The 18,490-nt window shown below is 71.4% G+C and carries 14 protein-coding genes, 2 tRNA genes and 1 pseudogene; 7 read left to right on the top strand and 10 right to left on the bottom strand.

All coding sequences use genetic code 11. From position 1 onward, the window contains the following. Nucleotides 1-251, top strand: a pseudogene (locus GA0070558_RS33650) (IS701 family transposase); the annotation flags it as partial. 33 nt (nt 252-284) lie between these two features. Here the strand turns inward: GA0070558_RS33650 and GA0070558_RS29145 are convergent. Beyond that, nucleotides 285-1,187 (bottom strand): IS5 family transposase, encoded by a 903-nt coding sequence (locus GA0070558_RS29145; protein ID WP_091285669.1) that lies wholly within the window; start codon nt 1,185-1,187, stop codon nt 285-287. A 122-nt stretch (nt 1,188-1,309) separates the two neighbouring features. Here GA0070558_RS29145 and GA0070558_RS35075 point away from each other — a divergent pair, with 122 nt between their 5' ends. Further along, on the top strand, nt 1,310-1,891 hold the full coding sequence (locus GA0070558_RS35075) for a tyrosine-type recombinase/integrase (protein ID WP_369523395.1): 582 nt from the start codon (nt 1,310-1,312) through the stop codon (nt 1,889-1,891). Here GA0070558_RS35075 and GA0070558_RS29135 read toward each other — a convergent pair. Then, nucleotides 1,850-1,925 (bottom strand) — tRNA-Lys (locus GA0070558_RS29135). The genes GA0070558_RS35075 and GA0070558_RS29135 overlap by 42 nt on opposite strands. A 186-nt stretch (nt 1,926-2,111) precedes the next feature. On the opposite strand from GA0070558_RS29135, the gene GA0070558_RS29130 reads away from it, so the two are divergent. After that, nucleotides 2,112-3,383, top strand: coding sequence for a L,D-transpeptidase (locus GA0070558_RS29130; protein ID WP_091285665.1), 1,272 nt, complete (start codon nt 2,112-2,114; stop codon nt 3,381-3,383). Between the two features lie 200 nt (nt 3,384-3,583). Beyond that, nucleotides 3,584-4,879, top strand: a complete 1,296-nt coding sequence (locus GA0070558_RS29125; protein ID WP_091285662.1) for a L,D-transpeptidase — start codon at nt 3,584-3,586, stop codon at nt 4,877-4,879. Between the two features lie 61 nt (nt 4,880-4,940). Here GA0070558_RS29125 and GA0070558_RS29120 read toward each other — a convergent pair. From GA0070558_RS29120 to GA0070558_RS29100, 5 genes are all read right to left on the bottom strand, one after another. Beyond that, nucleotides 4,941-5,013: transfer RNA gene (locus GA0070558_RS29120), tRNA-His, on the bottom strand. 183 nt (nt 5,014-5,196) lie between these two features. Further along, a complete protein-coding gene (locus GA0070558_RS29115) occupies nt 5,197-5,577 on the bottom strand; it encodes a hypothetical protein (protein ID WP_256092185.1) in 381 nt (126 codons plus the stop codon). Between the two features lie 69 nt (nt 5,578-5,646). Beyond that, nucleotides 5,647-9,993 (bottom strand): toxin glutamine deamidase domain-containing protein, encoded by a 4,347-nt coding sequence (locus GA0070558_RS29110; protein ID WP_091285656.1) that lies wholly within the window; start codon nt 9,991-9,993, stop codon nt 5,647-5,649. Between the two features lie 16 nt (nt 9,994-10,009). Then, complete coding sequence (locus GA0070558_RS29105) at nt 10,010-10,354, bottom strand: hypothetical protein (RefSeq protein ID WP_043962003.1); 345 nt, start codon at nt 10,352-10,354, stop codon at nt 10,010-10,012. After that, the gene (locus tag GA0070558_RS29100; RefSeq protein WP_077936258.1) at nt 10,351-10,773 is read right to left on the bottom strand and encodes a YbaB/EbfC family nucleoid-associated protein; all 423 of its coding nucleotides are present in this window, start codon (nt 10,771-10,773) and stop codon (nt 10,351-10,353) included. Before GA0070558_RS29100 ends, GA0070558_RS29105 begins: the two co-directional genes overlap by 4 nt. A gap of 80 nt (nt 10,774-10,853) precedes the next feature. Here GA0070558_RS29100 and GA0070558_RS29095 point away from each other — a divergent pair, with 80 nt between their 5' ends. After that, the gene (locus GA0070558_RS29095; protein ID WP_091285686.1) at nt 10,854-12,083 is read left to right on the top strand and encodes an SUKH-3 domain-containing protein; all 1,230 of its coding nucleotides are present in this window, start codon (nt 10,854-10,856) and stop codon (nt 12,081-12,083) included. A 37-nt stretch (nt 12,084-12,120) separates the two neighbouring features. Here the strand turns inward: GA0070558_RS29095 and GA0070558_RS29090 are convergent, their stop codons facing one another. After that, complete coding sequence (locus GA0070558_RS29090; protein ID WP_091285653.1) at nt 12,121-13,560, bottom strand: aldehyde dehydrogenase family protein; 1,440 nt, start codon at nt 13,558-13,560, stop codon at nt 12,121-12,123. A gap of 162 nt (nt 13,561-13,722) precedes the next feature. On the opposite strand from GA0070558_RS29090, the gene GA0070558_RS29085 reads away from it, so the two are divergent. Both GA0070558_RS29085 and gabT read left to right on the top strand, forming a co-directional pair. After that, nucleotides 13,723-15,159 (top strand): gamma-aminobutyraldehyde dehydrogenase, encoded by a 1,437-nt coding sequence (locus GA0070558_RS29085; protein WP_091285650.1) that lies wholly within the window; start codon nt 13,723-13,725, stop codon nt 15,157-15,159. Between the two features lie 3 nt (nt 15,160-15,162). Then, nucleotides 15,163-16,434 carry a 4-aminobutyrate--2-oxoglutarate transaminase gene (gene gabT / locus GA0070558_RS29080; RefSeq protein WP_091285647.1) on the top strand — a complete coding sequence of 424 codons (1,272 nt, stop codon included), beginning with the start codon at nt 15,163-15,165 and terminating at the stop codon, nt 16,432-16,434. Between the two features lie 113 nt (nt 16,435-16,547). Here gabT and GA0070558_RS35260 read toward each other — a convergent pair whose 3' ends face one another. Beyond that, nucleotides 16,548-16,715 carry a hypothetical protein gene (locus GA0070558_RS35260; RefSeq protein WP_439709649.1) on the bottom strand — a complete coding sequence of 56 codons (168 nt, stop codon included), beginning with the start codon at nt 16,713-16,715 and terminating at the stop codon, nt 16,548-16,550. A 738-nt stretch (nt 16,716-17,453) separates the two neighbouring features. Continuing rightward, on the bottom strand, nt 17,454-18,227 hold the full coding sequence (locus GA0070558_RS29070; protein ID WP_256092184.1) for a type IV toxin-antitoxin system AbiEi family antitoxin: 774 nt from the start codon (nt 18,225-18,227) through the stop codon (nt 17,454-17,456). Nucleotides 18,228-18,490: the final 263 nt, after the last annotated feature.

Genomic DNA, 18,490 nt, shown 5'->3' with positions numbered 1-18,490 from the left:
TCACCACCCTCGCACTGGCCGCTCTCGCCGTCCTGGCGATCTGCGCAGCCGACGCCGCCGCCGAACCCACCGACACCGGCATGATCAAGCTGACCGTCAACGAGATCCGCCGCCTGATCAACACCCTCATACTCCACCAAAACCCCGACCTCAACCACTGTCTGCGCTGGTCAGACTGGCGCCGCCGCCATCAAGCCCGAGCCCGACAAGCCCACTACACCCGACGACTCAACCTCGAACCCCAGCCATGATCCCGAACGGCGGCTGCCGTACTAGGCCGCGTTTCAAAAGCGGGGTAGCCACTCGTTGATCGCTGCGATGTGCACGGTGGCTTCGTAGCGGACGGCGAGCTTGTCGTACCGGGTGGCTACCCCGCGGTGGCGTTTCAACCTGTTGATGCCGCACTCCACAGCGTGTCTCTGCTGGTAGGTCACCGGGTCGAACACTGGCGGCCGGCCGCCCCTGGAACCCTTCTTCCGCCGGTTGGCCGCCTGATCGGCCTTGATCGGGATGGTCGCCTTGATGCCCCGGCGACGCAGGTACTCACGGTTGGCCCGCGAACTGTAGGCCTTGTCCGCCAGGACCCGATCCGGACGGGTACGCGGCCTGCCGCCCTCGGGCCTGGGCACCCGGATACCGGCCAGCACCGGGACGAACTGCGGGCTGTCACCACGCTGCCCAGCGGTCAACACGAACGACAGCGGCTTCTGCCCCTGCTCACAGGCCAGGTGCACCTTCGTGGTCAACCCACCCCGCGACCGGCCCAACGCATGGTCGGCCGGTTCCTCACCCACCCCGCCGGGTGGCTCCTTCTGCAGGTCCGCTCTCCTGCGGGCTCCAGCGGCGTGCTGGTGCGCCCGGGCGCTGGTGGAGTCCACGCTGACGTCCCACGTGATCGCATCGACGGCGTCAGCGCAGGCCTGCAGCCCGGTCACGATCCGCTGCCACGTGCCGTCACGCTGCCAGCGCCGGTACAGCCCGTACACGGTCTGCCAGGGCCCGTAACAGTCCGGCACGTCCCGCCACGGCGCGCCTACCCGCGTGCGCCACCGAATGCCGTCGATGAGCTGCCGTCTACTCCACTTCGGCGGCCGACCTGGCTTCTTACCCACCGGCAGCAGCGGCTCCAGGGCCGTCCACTGCCGGTCGGTCAGGTCGTGCCGCCTCGTCGCCGGTATCGTGGCCACGAGGTCTCCGGTCTTCAGTTCGTCTTGGTCGATGAACTACCTACCGGAGACCTCTTCACTTATCGATCAACGACACGCCACAGCCGCACCCACCAGCGCACCCACCTTTGAAACACGGCCTAGTGCAGCTGGGATGGGCGGTCGAGGCGGACACGCCCAAGAGCGACGCGGGCGGGCGCATCGTCACGGTGGATTCCGTGACTAACGCGGTGATCGAGGCATGGCGGAAGCGGCAGATCGCCGAGCGGCTGGAGTGGGGTAGTGCCTGGGTCCACTCGGGTCGCATTTTCACCAATCCCGATGGCAGCGCCTTGCACCCCGCCGAGGTCACCAAGACCTTCAACGAACGGGTTGCCGCAAGCGGGCTGCCGCCCATCCGTCTGCATGACCTGCGCCACGGCGCTGCGACGCATGCCCTGGAGGCGGGTGTCGACGTCAAGGTCGTTCAGGAGGAACTCGGGCACGCGTCGAGCGTGCTGACCCGGGACACCTACTCCAGCGTGTCTCCCCGGCTGGCCCGGCTGGAGGCCGAGAGGGTCGCCAGGACCATCCCCCGCGCTGTCCAGGTGGTGCCGGAGGCGGCCACCGGGACGGGCGGTCCCCCATGGCCCCAAAACGACGCTGCGCGCCCTTCCGTCAGGGAAGAACGCGCAGGTCAAGCGTGGTGCGCCGCCAGGGACTCGAACCCCGAACCCGCGGATTAAGAGTCCGCTGCTCTGCCAGTTGAGCTAGCGGCGCTCGTTGGCAACGGAGAGAACCCTAGCACGCCTCCTGAGCGGGGTTCCAATCCGATACCCGGCTCCACCCTTCGGGCACGCTTAACGACCAAAAGCTCCCAAATCTCTCACGATTGGCAGCGCGGGCGGTGGCCGATGGCCGTCATGCGGCACGATGTCCGCCAGGTACGCGAGAACAGAGGTGGGAATGGGCATGTTCGCGCGGGCCGGGGCGACGGTAGGCGCCCTGAGCCTGATGGCGTCGCTGGCACTGACCGGGTGCGGCGACGACCAGAAGAAGGCGGAGTTCGTCGACGGTGCGCCCGCCGTCGGCAGCAGCGTCGCCGCCGAGACAGGAACGGCACCGGCCGATCCGGCCACGAGCGCCGACCCGACGCTCAAGGTCAGCCCGGCGGACGGGGCGAAGAACAGGCCGGTCAGCACCGAGATCTCCGCGAAGATCCCCGAGGGCGGCAAGGTGACCGACCTCACCCTCACCGCCGCCAACGGCGACAAGGTCGAGGGCCGCTGGCGCGCCGACGGCTCCTCCTGGGTGCCGAACAAGCCGCTGAAGTTCGGCACCCGCTACACGGCCACCGTCAACGCCGCCGGCGCGGGCGGCGAGACCAGTCAGGGCACCAGCACGTTCACGACGATGGCCAAGCCGAAGTCGATGATCGCCTCCGGGCTCTACCTGTTCGACGACAGGACGTACGGCGTCGGCATGCCGGTCGTCACCGAGTTCCACCCCGGCATCCCGGAGAAGGACCGGGCCGCGGTGCAGAAGCGGATGTTCGTTCGCACCGACCCGCCGCAGCCCGGCGCGTGGCACTGGGTCTCCAACGGCACCCAGGCCTACTACCGGGCGCCGGAATACTGGAAGCCCGGCACCACGATCAGCGTACGGATCGCGCTGGCCGGCATCCCGCTCAGCAACGGCAAGTACGGCAACGTCGACCGGAGCGCGACCGCCAAGATCGGTCGGGCGTTCGAGATGAAGGTCGACAACGCCACCAAGCAGATGAGCGTCTTCCAGGACGGCCAGCTCCTCCGGAAGATCCCGGTGAGCCTGGGCAAGAAGAGCACCCCCTCCTCCAGCGGCACGATGGTGGTGATGGAGAAGAAGGAGTCCACGGTCTTCGACACCCGCGACGACCCGGACCCGGCCAACCGGTACGTCACCGAGATCGACTTCGCCCAGCGGCTCACCTGGGGCGGCGAGTACATCCACGCCGCGCCCTGGTCCGAGCACGTGCAGGGGCGGCAGAACGTCTCGCACGGCTGCGTCAACGTCTCGATGGCGCAGGCGAAGTGGCTCTTCTCCCAGACCCGGGTCGGGGATCCGATCACGATCAAGGGGACCGAGCGCAAGCTCGTTCAGGGCAACGGCTGGACGGCCTGGAGCCTGAGCTGGTCCGAGTTCGTCAAGGGCAGCGCGCTGCCGGTGCCGGAGGGCGGCGCCGGGCCGGCGCTGGCCTGACAGGACCCGGCACGGGGGCGGGCACCGGCATTCCGGTGCCCGCCCCCGTCATTTGCGAGCATCATTCGCCAAGTGCGGCTTTTCGCCAGATTCAGACATCATGGTTCGAGTGTTTCTCTTCACCCCCGGCAACGAGTATCCGTTTCCGTGCGTCAGTGAGAGACGATGGGCAACCGGGGCACCACGACAGTGAGGGAATCATGCGCGCAACCCAGGACCAGTTGACCCGGCGCGGTGGGCGACGCCGCGTCTTCGCGGCGGGGCTGCTCGCCGCCGTGTTGGCGCTCACCAGCGCCTGCACCGACGGCGAGGGGGGCAAGCCGTCGGCCTGGCAGGGAGGCGGCGAGAGCGCACCCGAGGCCGCGGCGACCATCACCGAGCCCGCGGCCGACGCGAAGGACGTGCCGGCGTCCACCGCCATCGCCTTCACCACGAAGGAGGCGAAGGACACGGCGGTCGAGCTGAAGGACTCGGCCGGCGCGCCCGTCGAGGGCGCGCTCGCCGCCGACGGCAAGAGCTGGCTGCCCGAAGGTGCCCTGAAGTACGGCGAGACCTACACGGCCACCGTCACGGCGACCGGCGACGACGGCAAGCCGGCCCAGGCGACCAGCACCTTCACCACCATGGCCAAGCCCGGCAAGCAGGTACGCGTCAGCAGCTTCCTCGGCGACAACCAGGTCGTCGGCGTCGGCATGCCGCTGATCGTGAAGTTCAGCCGCGCCATCCCCGAGGACTACCGCGACGACGTCCAGCGGCGGATGACGGTGACCTCCACGCCGGCTCAGGAGGGCATCTGGCACTGGGTGAGCCCCACGGAGGTCCGCTACCGGCCGAAGGAGTTCTGGAAGGCAGGCAGCACCATCTCGTACCGCGTGCAGGCCGGTGGCCTCCCCCTCGGCGACGGCTGGTACGGCCGCGCGGACCTGACCGTCGACATCAAGACCGGCCCGGCGGTGATCATGACGGTCGACAACAAGACGAAGCGGATGACCGTCACCAAGGACGGCAAGGTGATCAAGACCATTCCCGTGAGCCTCGGCAAGAAGAGCACCCCGTCGTCCAGCGGCACGATGGTGGTCATCGAGAAGCTGCGCAAGACGGTCTTCGACACCTTCGAGGAGCTCGGCCCCGAAGAGGGCTACCGCACGAAGATCGACTACGCGCAGCGCCTCACCTGGGGCGGCGAGTTCATCCACGCCGCGCCCTGGTCCGAGGGCCAGCAGGGCAGCGTCAACGTCTCGCACGGCTGCGTCAACGTCTCGATGAAGAACGGCGCCTGGCTGTTCGACAACACCCGCATCGGCGACCCGATCACCGTCAAGGGCACCGAACGCAAACTCGCCAACGGCAACGGCTGGACCGACTGGAACATGAGCTGGGACGAGTACGTCAAGGGCAGCGCCCTCCCGTACGACCCGGACGCCGCCGCCTCGCCGAACGCCGAGGACACCCCCGGCGACGCGACCGAGTCACCGAGCGCCGAACCGACCGCCTGACCCCGGCCCCGGGCGGCAACGACGAAGGCCCCCTCCGAGCGGAGGGGGCCTTCGTGCTGAGGGTGACTGATGGGAATTGAACCCACGACAACCGGGACCACAACCCGGTGCTCTGCCAACTGAGCTACAGCCACCACGCGCTCCGCTCCGGCGGGCCGGGCGGCGTGCGGGACTAATAATAGCCTCACCCCCGCCACCCACGTCCACCGGGTTCCTGCCCCATCCCGCCCCCAGACGTGCCGAGGGGAGGGCTGGGTGCGAAGTCACCCCAGGCGGGTCCGTTTCGCACCAAGATCTACGGGTATGCCCGCCAGCTGCTACGAGGCGGCGATGGTCGGATCCGCGCCGGGGTCACCCTCCCGCTGCAACTGCTCCTCGAACATGACGAACGTCCGCCGTCTGATGCCCTGGACCAGGGCTGCCTCCCGGTCCGTTAGGTAACGACCTTCCCGCGCCTCAACGTCGACTATTGCCTTCACGGTTTCGTACAGCGCGAAGATCGGCCCTTTACCGGAAAGGTAGTGGCCGCGATACTGCTCGACGTCCTGCACAAACTCATCGGCAGAACGTGCGAAAACCTCTCCACCGACCGCAAATACAATTTCCGGGAACAGGTCGTTACGTTCTTTCCAACCACCCGTGTCGACCGACACGCGCCAGACCCGAGCGCCGCCCTCCGGCGTCTCTACGATCTTCACCGGACATGCGTAGTAGAGATAGTAGGAAGGAAGAATAAGCCCTGGAGCAACTTCCACCTGACCCGCCCCTTACAGATTCTCTTCGAGTGCTCGCTGGAACAACTGCTGCTCGCGCTTCAAGATAGCGTTACATATAGCCCGCTCACGTGCCGACATCATTCTATCCTCCTGGCGCGCCAACGACTCGATGTCCCGCCGAACCTCGTACAGAGCATGCTCCCAGAGCGCTATCCGATCCAGACTGGCCAAGTGGAGGCGAAGCTCCGCCAAGTGCCCATTTCGCATCCTCAGCACGAGCAGGATATCGCGGTAGCCACTGCTTTGCGGGACCTTGAATCGGTCTTTGAACCTTACGATCTGCACCTCGGGAAACCCGGTCAACCGCTCAAGAGCCTCATACAAGTCGTCGAGGGATTCGAACTCGACTTTAGCCCCGGCCAGATCAACGAGGCGCGAAGCGTCCCCCTCGTACTCGTCGATCTTATCTCTGACCCTTCCGCGCTCCTTTGGCCCCCGCCGCCAGCCGGCTTTGCCGACTCTCCGCCCGCCAGACTCTGCCAGCCGCTGCGCGAGATTTGACAACTCAGGCTGCACGCCCTCGGCTGCGACATAGAGACCATCGAGGTATTCGGCCCGGTAGGAAGCATCTCCCCGTCGACTACGGCCGAAGCCAGGTTGGCCGATAACGCTGGCTGGAATCCTGACGCTAGCACTGATTCGGAGGTGGGCGGGCTTCAGTGGCGTGGCCCCAGGCTTGGGGTTTTCTTCGATTGCCGACTGCCCGAGGGCTTCCCACGTGACCTCTGCAAGAGCCGAGGCGACAACATCGATCGCCTGCTGGTGCATTGCCAGGTGGTTCAGCGTCACAGGCCGTGCCGCCATGGAGTTGGCGAGTTCCGGGGCCGCCAGAATGAGCTGCACCACATCGGGAGTCAGCGCAAGCTGCTTCAACAATGTCGGCGCAAGCAGCGGTTCCCGGGGCGGCGGCGACTCCCAGGTGTCGGCGAGCATCTGCCGAATGTCGGGGTCTCTGAGCAGCCTCGCCAAATCCCTCGCCGCCCCATCATCAAGGCGTGGAACGAGTCGACGCAGGTTCGCGTCGTCCAGCCGGCCGGCCAGCTCGGCTGGTGTGACGCCCGCAGAGAGAATCTGGTCAAGATCAGAGCTGGCCGAAACGACTTCCTCGACCGAGATGCCGTCCGAGAGACGCTGGGCGCGAGCCTCCCTGCGAACACGTCGCTCCCTGGCCTCGGCGGTTTCCTCGTCTCTTGCCCCGGGTGAAGGCAAGCTCCCGCTCTCCGTGGTGCCATCGGTTCCTCGCGGCACCGGGCTGAGCGAACCAGGGCCTTCGAGCAGGTGCATCCGGTTGACGTACAGCTCGTCGTCCGTGGGGTCGTCGGGGCCGGGCCGCCACTCCCGCGACCGGTCCTCCGGCTGCGGCCGTTGCCGCTGCTCCGTCACCTCGGCACGCTGGCTGAACTGCCCCGGCCCGAACCCGGCGAACGGCATCGGCCGCCCGTCCGGCCCGAGGACCAGGGCGTCGATGCCGGTCACGTTGTGCGGGGCCGGCAGCCCGCTGTGCATGTAGATCGGCATGTCGGACACGATTCCGCTCTGCGGATCCAGGTAGAGCACGCCGCCGTTCTGGTTCAGCGCCACCCAGGCATGCGACCCGCCGCCCTCGTACGTGGTGATGAGGAACGCGTAGCTGCCGTGCCCTCCGGCGCGGAGCTGCCTCTCGACGCTGCCGAACCCCCGGTTGACGACACTCCACCTGTCGTCGGCGGGAGTGCCGTCGTCGGGGTCGACGAGCTTCTGGAAGCGCCCGCCGGTGGCGTCCTCGACGCGCCCCGGGCCGCCGAGCTCCCCGCCGAGCGGCCGGCTGATGTCCCCTGCGGCGTACGCGTCGAAGGTGCGGGGCGCGGAGACCCGGGGGCGACCGTGCATCCACGTCTCGTACAGGGACAGGGTGCAGTCCAGGCAGTTGATGCCCCGGGTCGGGTCGGCGGCCGGCCCGCCGTCGTTGGCGAGCCGGAACCAGCCGCCCCGGCGGGGGTCGGCGGTGCGCAGGACCCGCCCGCCGGCGTCGCGGGGCATCGCGCGTTCGAGGTCGGACTGGTGCAGCGCCAGCGGGGGCCGGAGCCCGCCCCACTGCCCGTACCGGCGGGACCGGTCGATCGGCGGCGGGTGGTCGTCTCCGGTCAGCGCCGAGGGGCCGTCGGTGTTCACCTCCCCGACGACGAGCGACGGATCGTCCGTGTTGATCGAGTAGAAGTCGAGGGGGTCGCTGACCTCGACGAACTGCGGCGTGACCGTGCCGGCGAGCACCGCGTCAGCCAACTCCCGCGACTCGTGGGCGGCCCGCTCGTCCGCCACCGCCATCCGGTGCCACGACGTCGCGAGGTAGTCCTGCCCGCGGTGCTTCAGGTTGAGCGCGTAGGCGGCGTACTCGCTGGCGCGTCGCTGGAAGAACTCGTACCGGGAACGTAGCTCCTGGGAGTCGTCATATCGCCGGTTGTCCTCGTGCAGGGCGCGCTGCTGGTGGAAGCGGGCCTGGTAGCGATGCCGGTCGTATGCCTCGCGTTCGGCCCGCTGCCTGGCCTGCCACTCGGGTGACCTGCGCGGCGGCGGGACGGGATGATCCGCAGACTGCGACCGCGGATCCAGCGAGCGGAGCAGCGGAAAACGGGGCGGCGGCGGGAGCGGGCCGTCGTGTCCGGGGGCCGCCGGCCTGGCCGTGCCCGCCGGGCCCGTGCCGACCGTCGGCGGGGTCACCGGGGGCGGCGCGACGGTGCCGCTCGTCGAGGCCGGCAGGTGGGGCGCTGTCGGAGTCCCCGGCGCGCCGCCGGTGTGCGGCGCGACGCCGTCGGCGACGGTGGCAGCGGCGACGGGCGCGGGCAGGGCGCCGGCTCCCCGCGTGTCGAGCTGCGGTGGCTCGACCGGGGCGACCGAGGACAGCGTCAGGCTGACCGTCGCGCGGGAGATCCCCGACCCGTCGGTCGCGCCGGGCGTGGCCGGCGACTGCGCCGACGACTGCGCCGCAGGCTCCGTCGGCGCCTGCGCCGATGCGGCCGACACGTGGCCGAGGTGGCCGCCGTCGACCGGGCCGGCGGCGTGGGCGGCCACGAGCGACGACTCGGGTAGGGACGACGGGTGGTGCGTCCGCAGCGCGTCGCCGGCCGCCTCGACCGTGGCCGGGGCGACGGGGCCGGGATCCGGCCCGGCCGCCCCGAGGACCGGGACGATGGCGGGCCCTCCCCCGTCGCGCGGCAGCGGGACGGGGGGACGCTCCGGGCCCGCGCCGAGGGTGCCGTCGGTCGGGGCCGGAGCGGGCGTCGCATCGGTCGGGGCCGGGGCGAGCGCGCCGAGGTCGGGTGGGGCGAAGGACGCCCCCGCGAGAGCGGCCATCCGGCCGTCGAGGCGATGCTGCAGCGCCGCGTCGGTCTGCGCGGTGGTCGACCCGGTGGCCCCGGACGCGGCGGCCCGCGCCGCGTCCTCCAGCGACACCAGGCCCTGCCCGGTGGCGAGGTTGGCCGCCTGGTCGGCGATCATCTCGCCGGTCATCTCCCGGCCGAAGTGCTCGCCGACCCGGGCCGCCCGGCCGGTCGCGTGCCGCCCGAGGCCGGCCAGCGGCGCCGCCGCCCCGCCCGCCAGGCCGCCGAGCGCGGACATCCCCGCGTCGGTCAGGTCCAGGCCGTGCCGACGGCCGGTCGAGTTCTGGTACGCCTGCGTGGCGAGCGTGATCCCCGACTCCTCGGCTGCCTCCTCCAGCCCGCCCCGCGCCGCTTTCCGGGCGAGGCCGCGCATGCCCCCCTCGGCCACCCGCTTGGCGGCGCGCTCGCCGGCCTCCTTCAGGCCCTGCTTGAGGGTCTTGCGGGCGAGCTGGGCCAGCAGCTTCTTGAAGATCTGCTGCACGACGAAGCGGCTGGCGGCGATCGCGGCACCGGCGGCGGGCGAGGCGGCACCGGCGGTGAGCACCGCCGCCACCGCGAGGGAGAGCAGCTCGACGACGAGGATGCCCAGCTCGATCCAGACTTCGAGCTTGGCGCCCTCGATGTCGCAGCCGCACTCCTCGACGAGCCGGCCGAGGTCGCCGCTGACTGCCAGCAGCACCGGCAGCGGGGCCTCGTCGCCCTCGGCCACCCGCTTCCAGGCCGCGTCGAACGCCTCCGCGACCGCACCGATCCCGCCGTACCCGCTGCGGACCTCACCGGCGGCGGCGACCGCGTCGGCGCGCGGACCGGCGAGGGCGTCGGCCACGGCGTACCACTGGTCGGCCAGGTCCCAGACCGCCTTCTCGTTGCCCTCCGGCCACTCGACCCCGATCACCCAGTCGAGCGCCTCGTAGACCCAGCCGGGCAGCTCCCAGGGCGCGTAGTCCAGCGGGTGCGGGATAGGGCTCGGCAGCAGGGTCACGGGGGCCTCCGAGTGGTCAGCGCCCGGCGGGCCGCTGGTCGGAGATCCGGTCGAGTCGGCCGGCGTTGTGCGCGTCGGTGCGCACGGAGTTGTCCACCGAGCGCACGACGTCCTCGCCCAGGTGCTCCAGCGCCCGGCCGAGGCCCGCCCAGGCCCGCAGCAGCGTCTCCTCGAACCCCCGGTACTGCTTCTCGAACGCCGCGCCGATGTCGTCGCGCCCCCAGGGGCGGGCGGCGCTGGCCGCCGCGAGCTGGCCCCCCACCTGGGCCCGCCGGTCGGTGACGGCCTCGCCGGCGGAGGTCAGGTCGGCCCCGCCGCGCCGCGCGCGGCCCGGATCCAGCCAGAGCTGCCCGTCGGTCACGTCGGTCGCTCCCCGCCCCGCATGACGGCGTCGGCCCGGCCCAGCAGGGTGTCGAAGTCACCGGTGCGGAGGAACTCCATCGCCCCCGACCCGGCCGGCAGGTAGCCGGCCACCAGGTCCTGGGTGGCGGCGACCGCGGCGGCGGTGGCGCGGTGCACCGTCGAGGTGATCTTGCCGCTCAGGGCCCTGGCGTCGCGGGCCTGGAGGGCGGCGGGGGTGAGCTCCACCGAGACGACGTCGCCCCGGGCACCGGCCACCACGGTCACCTGACCGTCGTCGGAGCGCGCGGTGACCCGCAGCTCCGCGAGCCTGGTCCGCAGCTCGTCCAAACCGGAACGGAGCTGGCGGTATTGCCCGTGCACCTCGTCGAACCGGGCTCGCAGCGCCCGGTTGGCCTCCCGGTCCACGCTCTCGGCCAACGCCGACCTCCCCGTCACCCTCGGTACGGCAGACCATACCGGGCGCCACGGATTCCGTGGGGTCCGGTAACTTCGGGTGGGTGATCGACCGTCAGCAGGCCGAACAGCTCGCCACCGTCTGGGCCCACCGGGACTCCCAGCGCCTCGGGCACGAGTGCGCCCCGCTGGTCGAGGAGTTCGACCTCGGCTACCTGATCACGTCGACGGTGACCGCGTCGGCCGCGGTCCCCCCGGGCGACCTGCCGACCACGGTGGTGGACAAGGAGACCGGCGAGGTCTCGACGTGGCCGCGCCTGCCGTTCCCCGCCGTGCGGGAGATGTACCGGCGCAGCCGCCCGGCGCAGCCCGCGCCGCGCACCGTCGACCCGGCGAGTCAGTTGCTCCGCGAGATCCGTCGCCTGCCGACCCCCGGCACGGCCGCGCACCTGACCGTGGGCGGCCGGATGCACCGCGCGTGGGGCGCCAAGGGCGAGGCGGTGCTGCGGCACCACCGGCTCGTCCGGGAATACCTGGACGCGCAGCCGCCCGGCCACCTGGTCCGGGGGGTGGACCGGCACGCCGAGCTGATCGTCGTGTCGGACGTCCTGCACGAACACGACCACCAGCGCGTTGCCGAGGGGCGGGCCCCGGCGACCCTCGACGAGGCGCGGGTCCTCTTCGCGGGCAGCCAGTTCGAGCTGTACTGGGTGCGCGAGCCGGGCGACCCGGCCGGCGGGCCGGGCGACCGCCCCTGCGACTCGTGCCTGCGGTTCCTGGTGCACATGAACGTACTCCCCTGGTCCGACCTGGGATTCCGGCAGCCCCGGGTGCCGGATCCGGCTCCGGCACCCGAGCCGGGCCGCTTCCCCGACGAGGTGGCCCACGCCCTCGTCGCCGCCGGCTGGGCCCCGCACGTCGGGGACGAGATCATGGCCGCCGCCGCCGTGCGGGACGTCACGGCCGTCGCCGGGGCCAACCACACGCACGTCGCGTTCCCCGCGGCGGTGGAGGCCATCACCCGGTTCCCCGGCCTGATCGGGTCTCGGCGCGGCCCCGGCCAGCAGGTGTGGATCTCGCGGTTCGACATCATGCCGCACCTGGTCGCCCACAACGCCGACACGCTCGCGGACTTCGCCGCCGTGCTCGGCGTACGGCTGTTCCCCCTCGGCACGGAAAACCAGGAGAGCATCATCGCCGTCGACGAGCGGGGCCGGGTCTTCGCGCTGGACCAGGCCGGCGAGTGGTTCCTCGGCGACGACATCGACGCCGCCCTGACCACCCTGCTGCTCGGCCGGGCTCCCGCCCGCGTCCACGACGACGGCACCTGGTGACACCAGCCGACGAGCGCGACGCCGCCGGCCGGAGGCGCTACAGCTGCACCCCGGTGAGGACCAGCACCCTCGCGTCGGTGTAGTCGTCCATGGCGCTGCGCAGGCCCTCCCGCCCGACGCCGCTGCCCTTCACGCCCCCGTACGGCATCTGGTCGGCCCGGTACGACGGCACGTCGCCGACGATCACCCCGCCGACGTCGAGGACCCGGTGGGCGGCGAAGGCGACGTCGAGCCGGTGGGTGAACACGCCGGCCTGCAACCCGTACGCGGAGTCGTTGACGGCGGCGAACGCGGCGGCGTCGTTCTCGACCCGGGCGACCACGAGCACCGGCCCGAAGACCTCCTCGGCGCACACCTTGGCGTCGGCCGGCACGGCGGACAGCACGGTCGGCGGGTAGGTGGCACCCTCGCGCCGCCCGCCCACCTCGATGGTCGCCCCGGCCACCACAGCCTCGTCGACCCACGCCTCGACCCGCTCCGCGGCCTGGACCGACACCAGGGGGCCGACGTCGGTCAGCGGGTCGGCCGGGTCGCCGGTGCGCAGCGCCTCCACGGCGGCGACCAGCCTCGGCAGGAAGGCATCGTAGAGCCACTCGTGCACGTACACCCGCTGCACGGCGATGCACGACTGCCCGGCCTGGTAGTTGGAGAAGGTGGCGATCCGCTGCGCGGCGAAGGTGAGGTCCTCGTCGGTGTTCCAGTCCTCGCAGATCACCGCCGCCGCGTTGCCGCCCAGTTCCAGGGTGACGTGCTTGTCGGGCGCGGCCCGGCGGATGGCCGCGCCGACCGGCCCGGAGCCGGTGAACGACACCACCGGCAGCCGGGGGTCGGCGACCAGCTCGGCGGCCCGCTCGTTGGGCAGCGGCAGCACCGAGAACATGCCCGCGGGCAGCTCGGTCTCGGCGAGCAGCTCGCCGAGCAGCAGCGCCGACAGCGGGGTGGCGGGGGCCGGCTTCACGATGATCGGCGCGCCGACGGCGATGGCCGGGGCGACCTTGTGCGCGACCAGGTTGAGCGGGAAGTTGAACGGCGCGATCCCCAGCACCGGCCCCTTCGGCGCGCGTCGGACCAACGCGATCCGCCCGGTGGCGGCGGGGTCGGTGTCGAGGCGTTGCAGCTCGCCGGAGAAGCGGCGGGCCTCCTCGGCCGCCCAGCGGAACGTCGACACCGCCCGCCCCACCTCGGCCCTCGCCCACTTGACCGGCTTGCCGTTCTCGGCGGTGATCAGGTCGGCGATCTCGTCGGCCCGTTCGGCGAGCCGCCGGGAGACGTGGTCCAGGGCCGCCGCGCGGGCGTGCGCGGGCAGGGCCGCGGCCCGCGCCGCCACTGCGGCCGCCGCGGCGACGGCGGCCTCGACCTGGTCGGGCGTGGCGAGCGTGGTACGCCCCACCGGGCGACCGTCGTACGGGTGGGTGACGGTCAGCTCGCCCTCGCCGTGTGCGGGGCGGCCGGCGACGAAGAAGGCTCTCGGCTCCACACCTCGGCAGCGTAGCCGAGCCGCCGCCGCACGGTAACCAGCAATTCCCACACGGAAACAGTCGCTCATGCCCTTGTCTGCCGCGAATTCAGTAGCGAAGATGGCAGTCAGATTCCGATAACCTCCGCTGTCCGCATCCCCGGCATCCCTCGGAGACACCTGATGAGCGACCAGCAGCAGCTGCGCAACTTCGTCAACGGCGAGTACGTCGATCCTTCCGACGGCGGGTACGCCGACCTGGTCGACCCGTGCACCGGCGAGGTCTTCGCCCAGGCGCCGGTCTCCGGCGCGGCGGACGTGGACGCGGCCATGCGGGCGGCCTCCGCCGCGTTCGAGACGTGGCGGGACAGCACCCCCGGCGAGCGGCAGAAGGCGCTGCTGAAGCTCGCCGACGCCGTGGAGGCGCGGGCGGCCGAGCTGGTCGACGCCGAGGTGCGCAACACGGGCAAGCCCCGCCAGCTCACCGCCGAGGAGGAGCTGCCGCCGGCGGTGGACCAGTTCCGGTTCTTCGCCGGGGCGGCCCGGCTGCTGGAGGGCCGGTCCGCCGGGGAGTACATGGCGGGCCACACCTCGTACGTCCGGCGGGAGCCGATCGGCGTGTGCGCGCAGGTCACCCCGTGGAACTACCCGCTGATGATGGCGGTGTGGAAGATCGCCCCGGCCCTCGCCGCCGGCAACACGGTGGTGCTGAAGCCGTCGGACACCACGCCGGTGTCGACGCTGCTGCTGGCCGAGATCGCCGCCGAGTTCCTCCCGCCGGGGGTGTTCAACGTGGTCTGCGGCGACCGGGACACCGGTCGTACCCTCGTGTCGCACCCGACCCCGCAGCTGGTGTCGATCACGGGCTCGACCCGGGCGGGCATGGAGGTCGCCTCCGCCGCCGCGCCGGACCTGAAGCGGACCCACCTGGAGCTGGGCGGCAAGGCCCCGGTGGTGATCTTCGACGACGCGGACGTGGCGGCCGCGGCCGAGGCCATCGCCGTGGGCGGCTACTTCAACGCGGGCCAGGACTGCACGGCGGCGACGCGGGTGCTGGCCGGTCCGGGCATCCACGACGACTTCGTGGCGGCGCTCGCCGAGCAGGCCCGCAACACGCGCACCGGCGCGCCGGACGACGCCGACGTGCTGTACGGCCCGCTGAACAACGCCAACCAGCTCGCCCGGGTCAGCGGCTTCGTCGACCGGCTGCCCGACCACGCGAGCGTGCAGACGGGCGGGTCGCGGGTCGGCGAGCGCGGCTTCTTCTACTCCCCCACCGTCGTCTCCGGGGTGCGGCAGGCCGACGAGATCATCCAGCAGGAGGTGTTCGGGCCGGTCATCACCGTGCAGCGCTTCTCCGCCGAGGACGAGGCGGTGCGCTGGGCCAACGGCGTCGACTACGGCCTGTCGGCGTCGGTGTGGACGCGCGACCACGGCCGGGCGATGCGGATGACCCGCCGGCTGGACTTCGGCTGCGTCTGGGTCAACACGCACATCCCCTTCGTCTCGGAGATGCCGCACGGCGGGTTCAAGCACTCCGGGCACGGCAAGGACCTGTCGGTCTACAGCCTGGAGGACTACACCCGGATCAAGCACGTCATGCACAACATCGAGGGCTGAGCCTTGCCATCCTCGGAGGAGCTGCACAAGCGGCGGGGCGCGGCCGTGGCGCGGGGCGTCGGCAGCGTCGTCGGCGCGTACGTGGACCGGGCCGGCGGCGGCACGATCACCGACGTCGACGGGCGGGAGTGGATCGACTTCGCCGCCGGCATCGCGGTCACCAACGTCGGCAACTCCGCGCCGCGCGTCGTGGCGGCGGTCCGCGAGCAGGTCGAGCGGTTCACCCACACCTGCTTCATGGTCGCGCCGTACGAGTCGTACGTGGCGGTGTGCGAGCAGCTCAACGCGCTCACCCCGGGCGGCTTCGAGAAGCGCTCCGCGCTGTTCAACTCGGGCGCGGAGGCGGTGGAGAACGCCGTGAAGATCGCCCGGCACGCCACGGGGCGGCCGGCGGTGGTGGTGTTCGACCACGCGTACCACGGGCGGACCAACCTGACGATGGCGCTGACGGCGAAGAACATGCCGTACAAGCACCGGTTCGGGCCGTTCGCCGGTGAGGTCTACCGGGTGCCGATGTCGTACCCGCTGCGCGACGGGGGCCTGTCCGGGGCCGAGGCGGCGGCGCGGGCCATCGAGACGGTGGAGAAGCAGGTCGGGGCGGAGAACGTGGCCGCGCTGCTGATCGAGCCGATCCAGGGCGAGGGCGGTTTCGTCGTACCCGCGCAGGGGTTCCTGCCGGCGCTGCGCGAGTGGGCGACGGCGGCCGGGGTGGTCTTCGTCGCCGACGAGATCCAGACCGGGTTCTGCCGCACCGGCGACTGGTTCGCCTGCGACCACGAGGGCGTCGTGCCCGACCTGGTGACCCTGGCGAAGGGCATCGCGGGCGGGCTGCCGCTGGCGGCCGTGACGGGCCGGGCCGAGCTGATGGACGCGGTGCACGTGGGCGGCCTCGGCGGCACGTACGGCGGCAACCCGATCGCCTGCGCGGCGGCGCTCGCGTCGATCGAGACCATGCACGAGCTGGACCTGGCCGCCGCCGCCCGCCGCATCGGCGCGACGCTGGCCGACCGGCTGCGCGCCATCGCCGCCCGCGACGCGCGGGTCGCCGAGGTACGCGGCCGGGGCGCGATGCTCGCCGTGGAGCTGGTGCAGCCGGGCACCCTGGTCCCGGATCCGGCCGCCGCGGCGGCGGTGTCGGCGGCCTGCCACGCCGCAGGCCTGCTCACCCTGACCTGCGGCACGTACGGCAACGTGCTGCGCTTCCTGCCCCCGCTGGTCATCTCCGACGCGGAGCTGGCCCGGGGCCTGGACATCCTCGACGCCGCCTTCGGCTGAGCCGGGTTCTGCGGGGCGGCCGGCGACCTGTCATCGGTCGCCGGCCGCCCCGCCACCCGACCTCAGCCCAGCACCTCAATCAGCCCAGCACCTCAATCAGCGCAGCACCTCTCTCAGCGCAGCACCTCGACCACGTTGCGCCGCACGACGTTCTTCCCCGGCTCCCGCACCAGCTCCATCGCGGCGGCGTTCAGCAGCACACAACTGCCCGACGGGCCGGTCACCGCCACCGTCACGGCCCGACCGTTGTCCAGGTTCGTCACCCGCAACCGCGTACCCACCGGAAAACGGTCACTCGTTGCCGCCGGCGCACCCCCCTCCGCCGAGAACGTCACCGAACCCTGGCAGGCGCTCGGCCGTGCGGGTGGGGCCGCTGTCGCACCCCCGGGCTGGGCACCGGGTTGTGCACCGGGCTGGGCCGACGCCCCGCCGGGCTGGGCCGGCGCCCCGCCGGGCTGGGCGGGTGTGCCGCCGCCATCGAGGCGTTCCACCACGTTACGCCGCACGACGTTCTTCCCCGGCTCCCGCACCAGGTCCATCGCGGCGGCGTTCAGCAGCACACAGCTGCCCGACGGGCCGGTAACCACCACCGTCACCGCCCGACCGTTGTCCAGATTGGTCACCCGCAACCGCGTGCCCACCGGAAAACGGTCACTCGTCGCCGCCGGCCCACCCCCCTCCGCCGAGAACGTCACCGAACCCTGGCACACGCTCTGCCGCGCCGGTGCCGTCTCGGCGAAACCGAGGCCCGTCCCGACCGCCACCACCGCCGAGGCGACCACGGCCACCCCCGCTGCCAGGACATGCGTCCGCCGTACCATCACGTGCCTCTCCCGTCGTCCGATGATCGGCCTACGCCGAGCGGTACGGCCTGGGAGCGCTGCCGGGTTCAGCCATCCGTCAGGAAGGTTTCCAATACCGGGGGCCCACCTCCGCGATCTTGCACTTGCGGCCCCCAGGATGACCGAATAGCTACTTTTGCGCGGGCCCAATGTGCAAGATCGCCGACGGGTGGGTGGTCAGGGGAGGAGTGCTCGGATCGTCGCGACTATGTGGGCGGGGCGGCGGTAGAGGTCACGGTCCGTGAAGTAGCGCATCGTCCAGCCCTCGGCGGCCAACCAGTTGGCGCGGTCCCGGTCGTACCGAAGCCGATCGCGATTCAGGTGAGACAGACCGTCGTACTCGATGCCGATCTGCCGTTCGCGATACCCCAGATCCAGCCGGAAACGCCTGATTCCCTCGCCGTCGAGCACCCAGACCTGCGACTCCGGCACCGGAAGGCCGCCGTCGATCAGCACCAGACGCAACTGACTCTCCTGCCGACACTCGGCGCGCCCGTCGACCAGTGGCACGAGAGAGCGGGCCTGGCGCACACCTGGCAGTGCTCGGTGAGCCAACACCTCCTCGATCAGGTCGTCTCGGCACACGGCACCTGCCCGCACTGCGGCATCGAGCACCGGTAATGCGTCCAGTCGCCGCGCCGTGCGCGCGAGGTCCACGGCGCAACGCGCGGCCGGCACGCAGGGCAGCCCACTCACCAGGACCGGCTCCACGGGCAATGCCGCGTGATGAACCACCAGACCTGGAAGTCGGGGTTTGGGGATCTCGGGAGGCAACTGCACATGCACAGCGCCCTCGGAAAGGACGCCGAAGCCGTGCAGGCGGGCCGCGGTGTGCCGGGACAGCATTGCCTCGGATGGCAGGCACAACAGCAACGCTTGCAGTGCGTCGAGATCATCGACGGGACAGTTCGCGTAGACGCCCCGCCGCGCACGTACGACCTGTCCGTTCACCAGGCGCGTCCGGAGCCGCTTCCGGGTGGTCGACCTGAGCAACGATGCCGTACGCCAAAGTTGGGTTCCCATGCTCGCAGGCTGCCCCAAGACCTGCCCCCGGCGCTTGACCGACGACCGAACCTGTGGACAACCAGCACCTCTGTGGACAACCCCCCAAACCCGCCCCGCCGTGCTAACGCCCCACCTCACCTCAGCGATCTTGCACTTGCGGCCCCAAGAATGGGCGATTCACGATATTTGACGGGGCCCAAAGTGCAAGA

This window comes from Micromonospora haikouensis (assembly GCF_900091595.1).
In the GTDB taxonomy this organism is placed as follows: Bacteria; Actinomycetota; Actinomycetes; order Mycobacteriales; family Micromonosporaceae; genus Micromonospora; species Micromonospora haikouensis.
Note: the sequence above shows the minus strand (reverse complement) of the source record. Positions and strands in the feature narration are given on the sequence as shown.

Bases quoted from the DNA above. Each gene is read 5' to 3' on its own strand.
- GA0070558_RS29130 (WP_091285665.1), top strand. From the start codon at position 2,112: ATGGGCATGTTCGCGCGGGCCGGGGCGACGGTAGGCGCCCTGAGCCTG.
- GA0070558_RS29125 (WP_091285662.1), top strand. From the start codon at position 3,584: ATGCGCGCAACCCAGGACCAGTTGACCCGGCGCGGTGGGCGACGCCGC.
- GA0070558_RS29085 (WP_091285650.1), top strand. From the start codon at position 13,723: ATGAGCGACCAGCAGCAGCTGCGCAACTTCGTCAACGGCGAGTACGTC.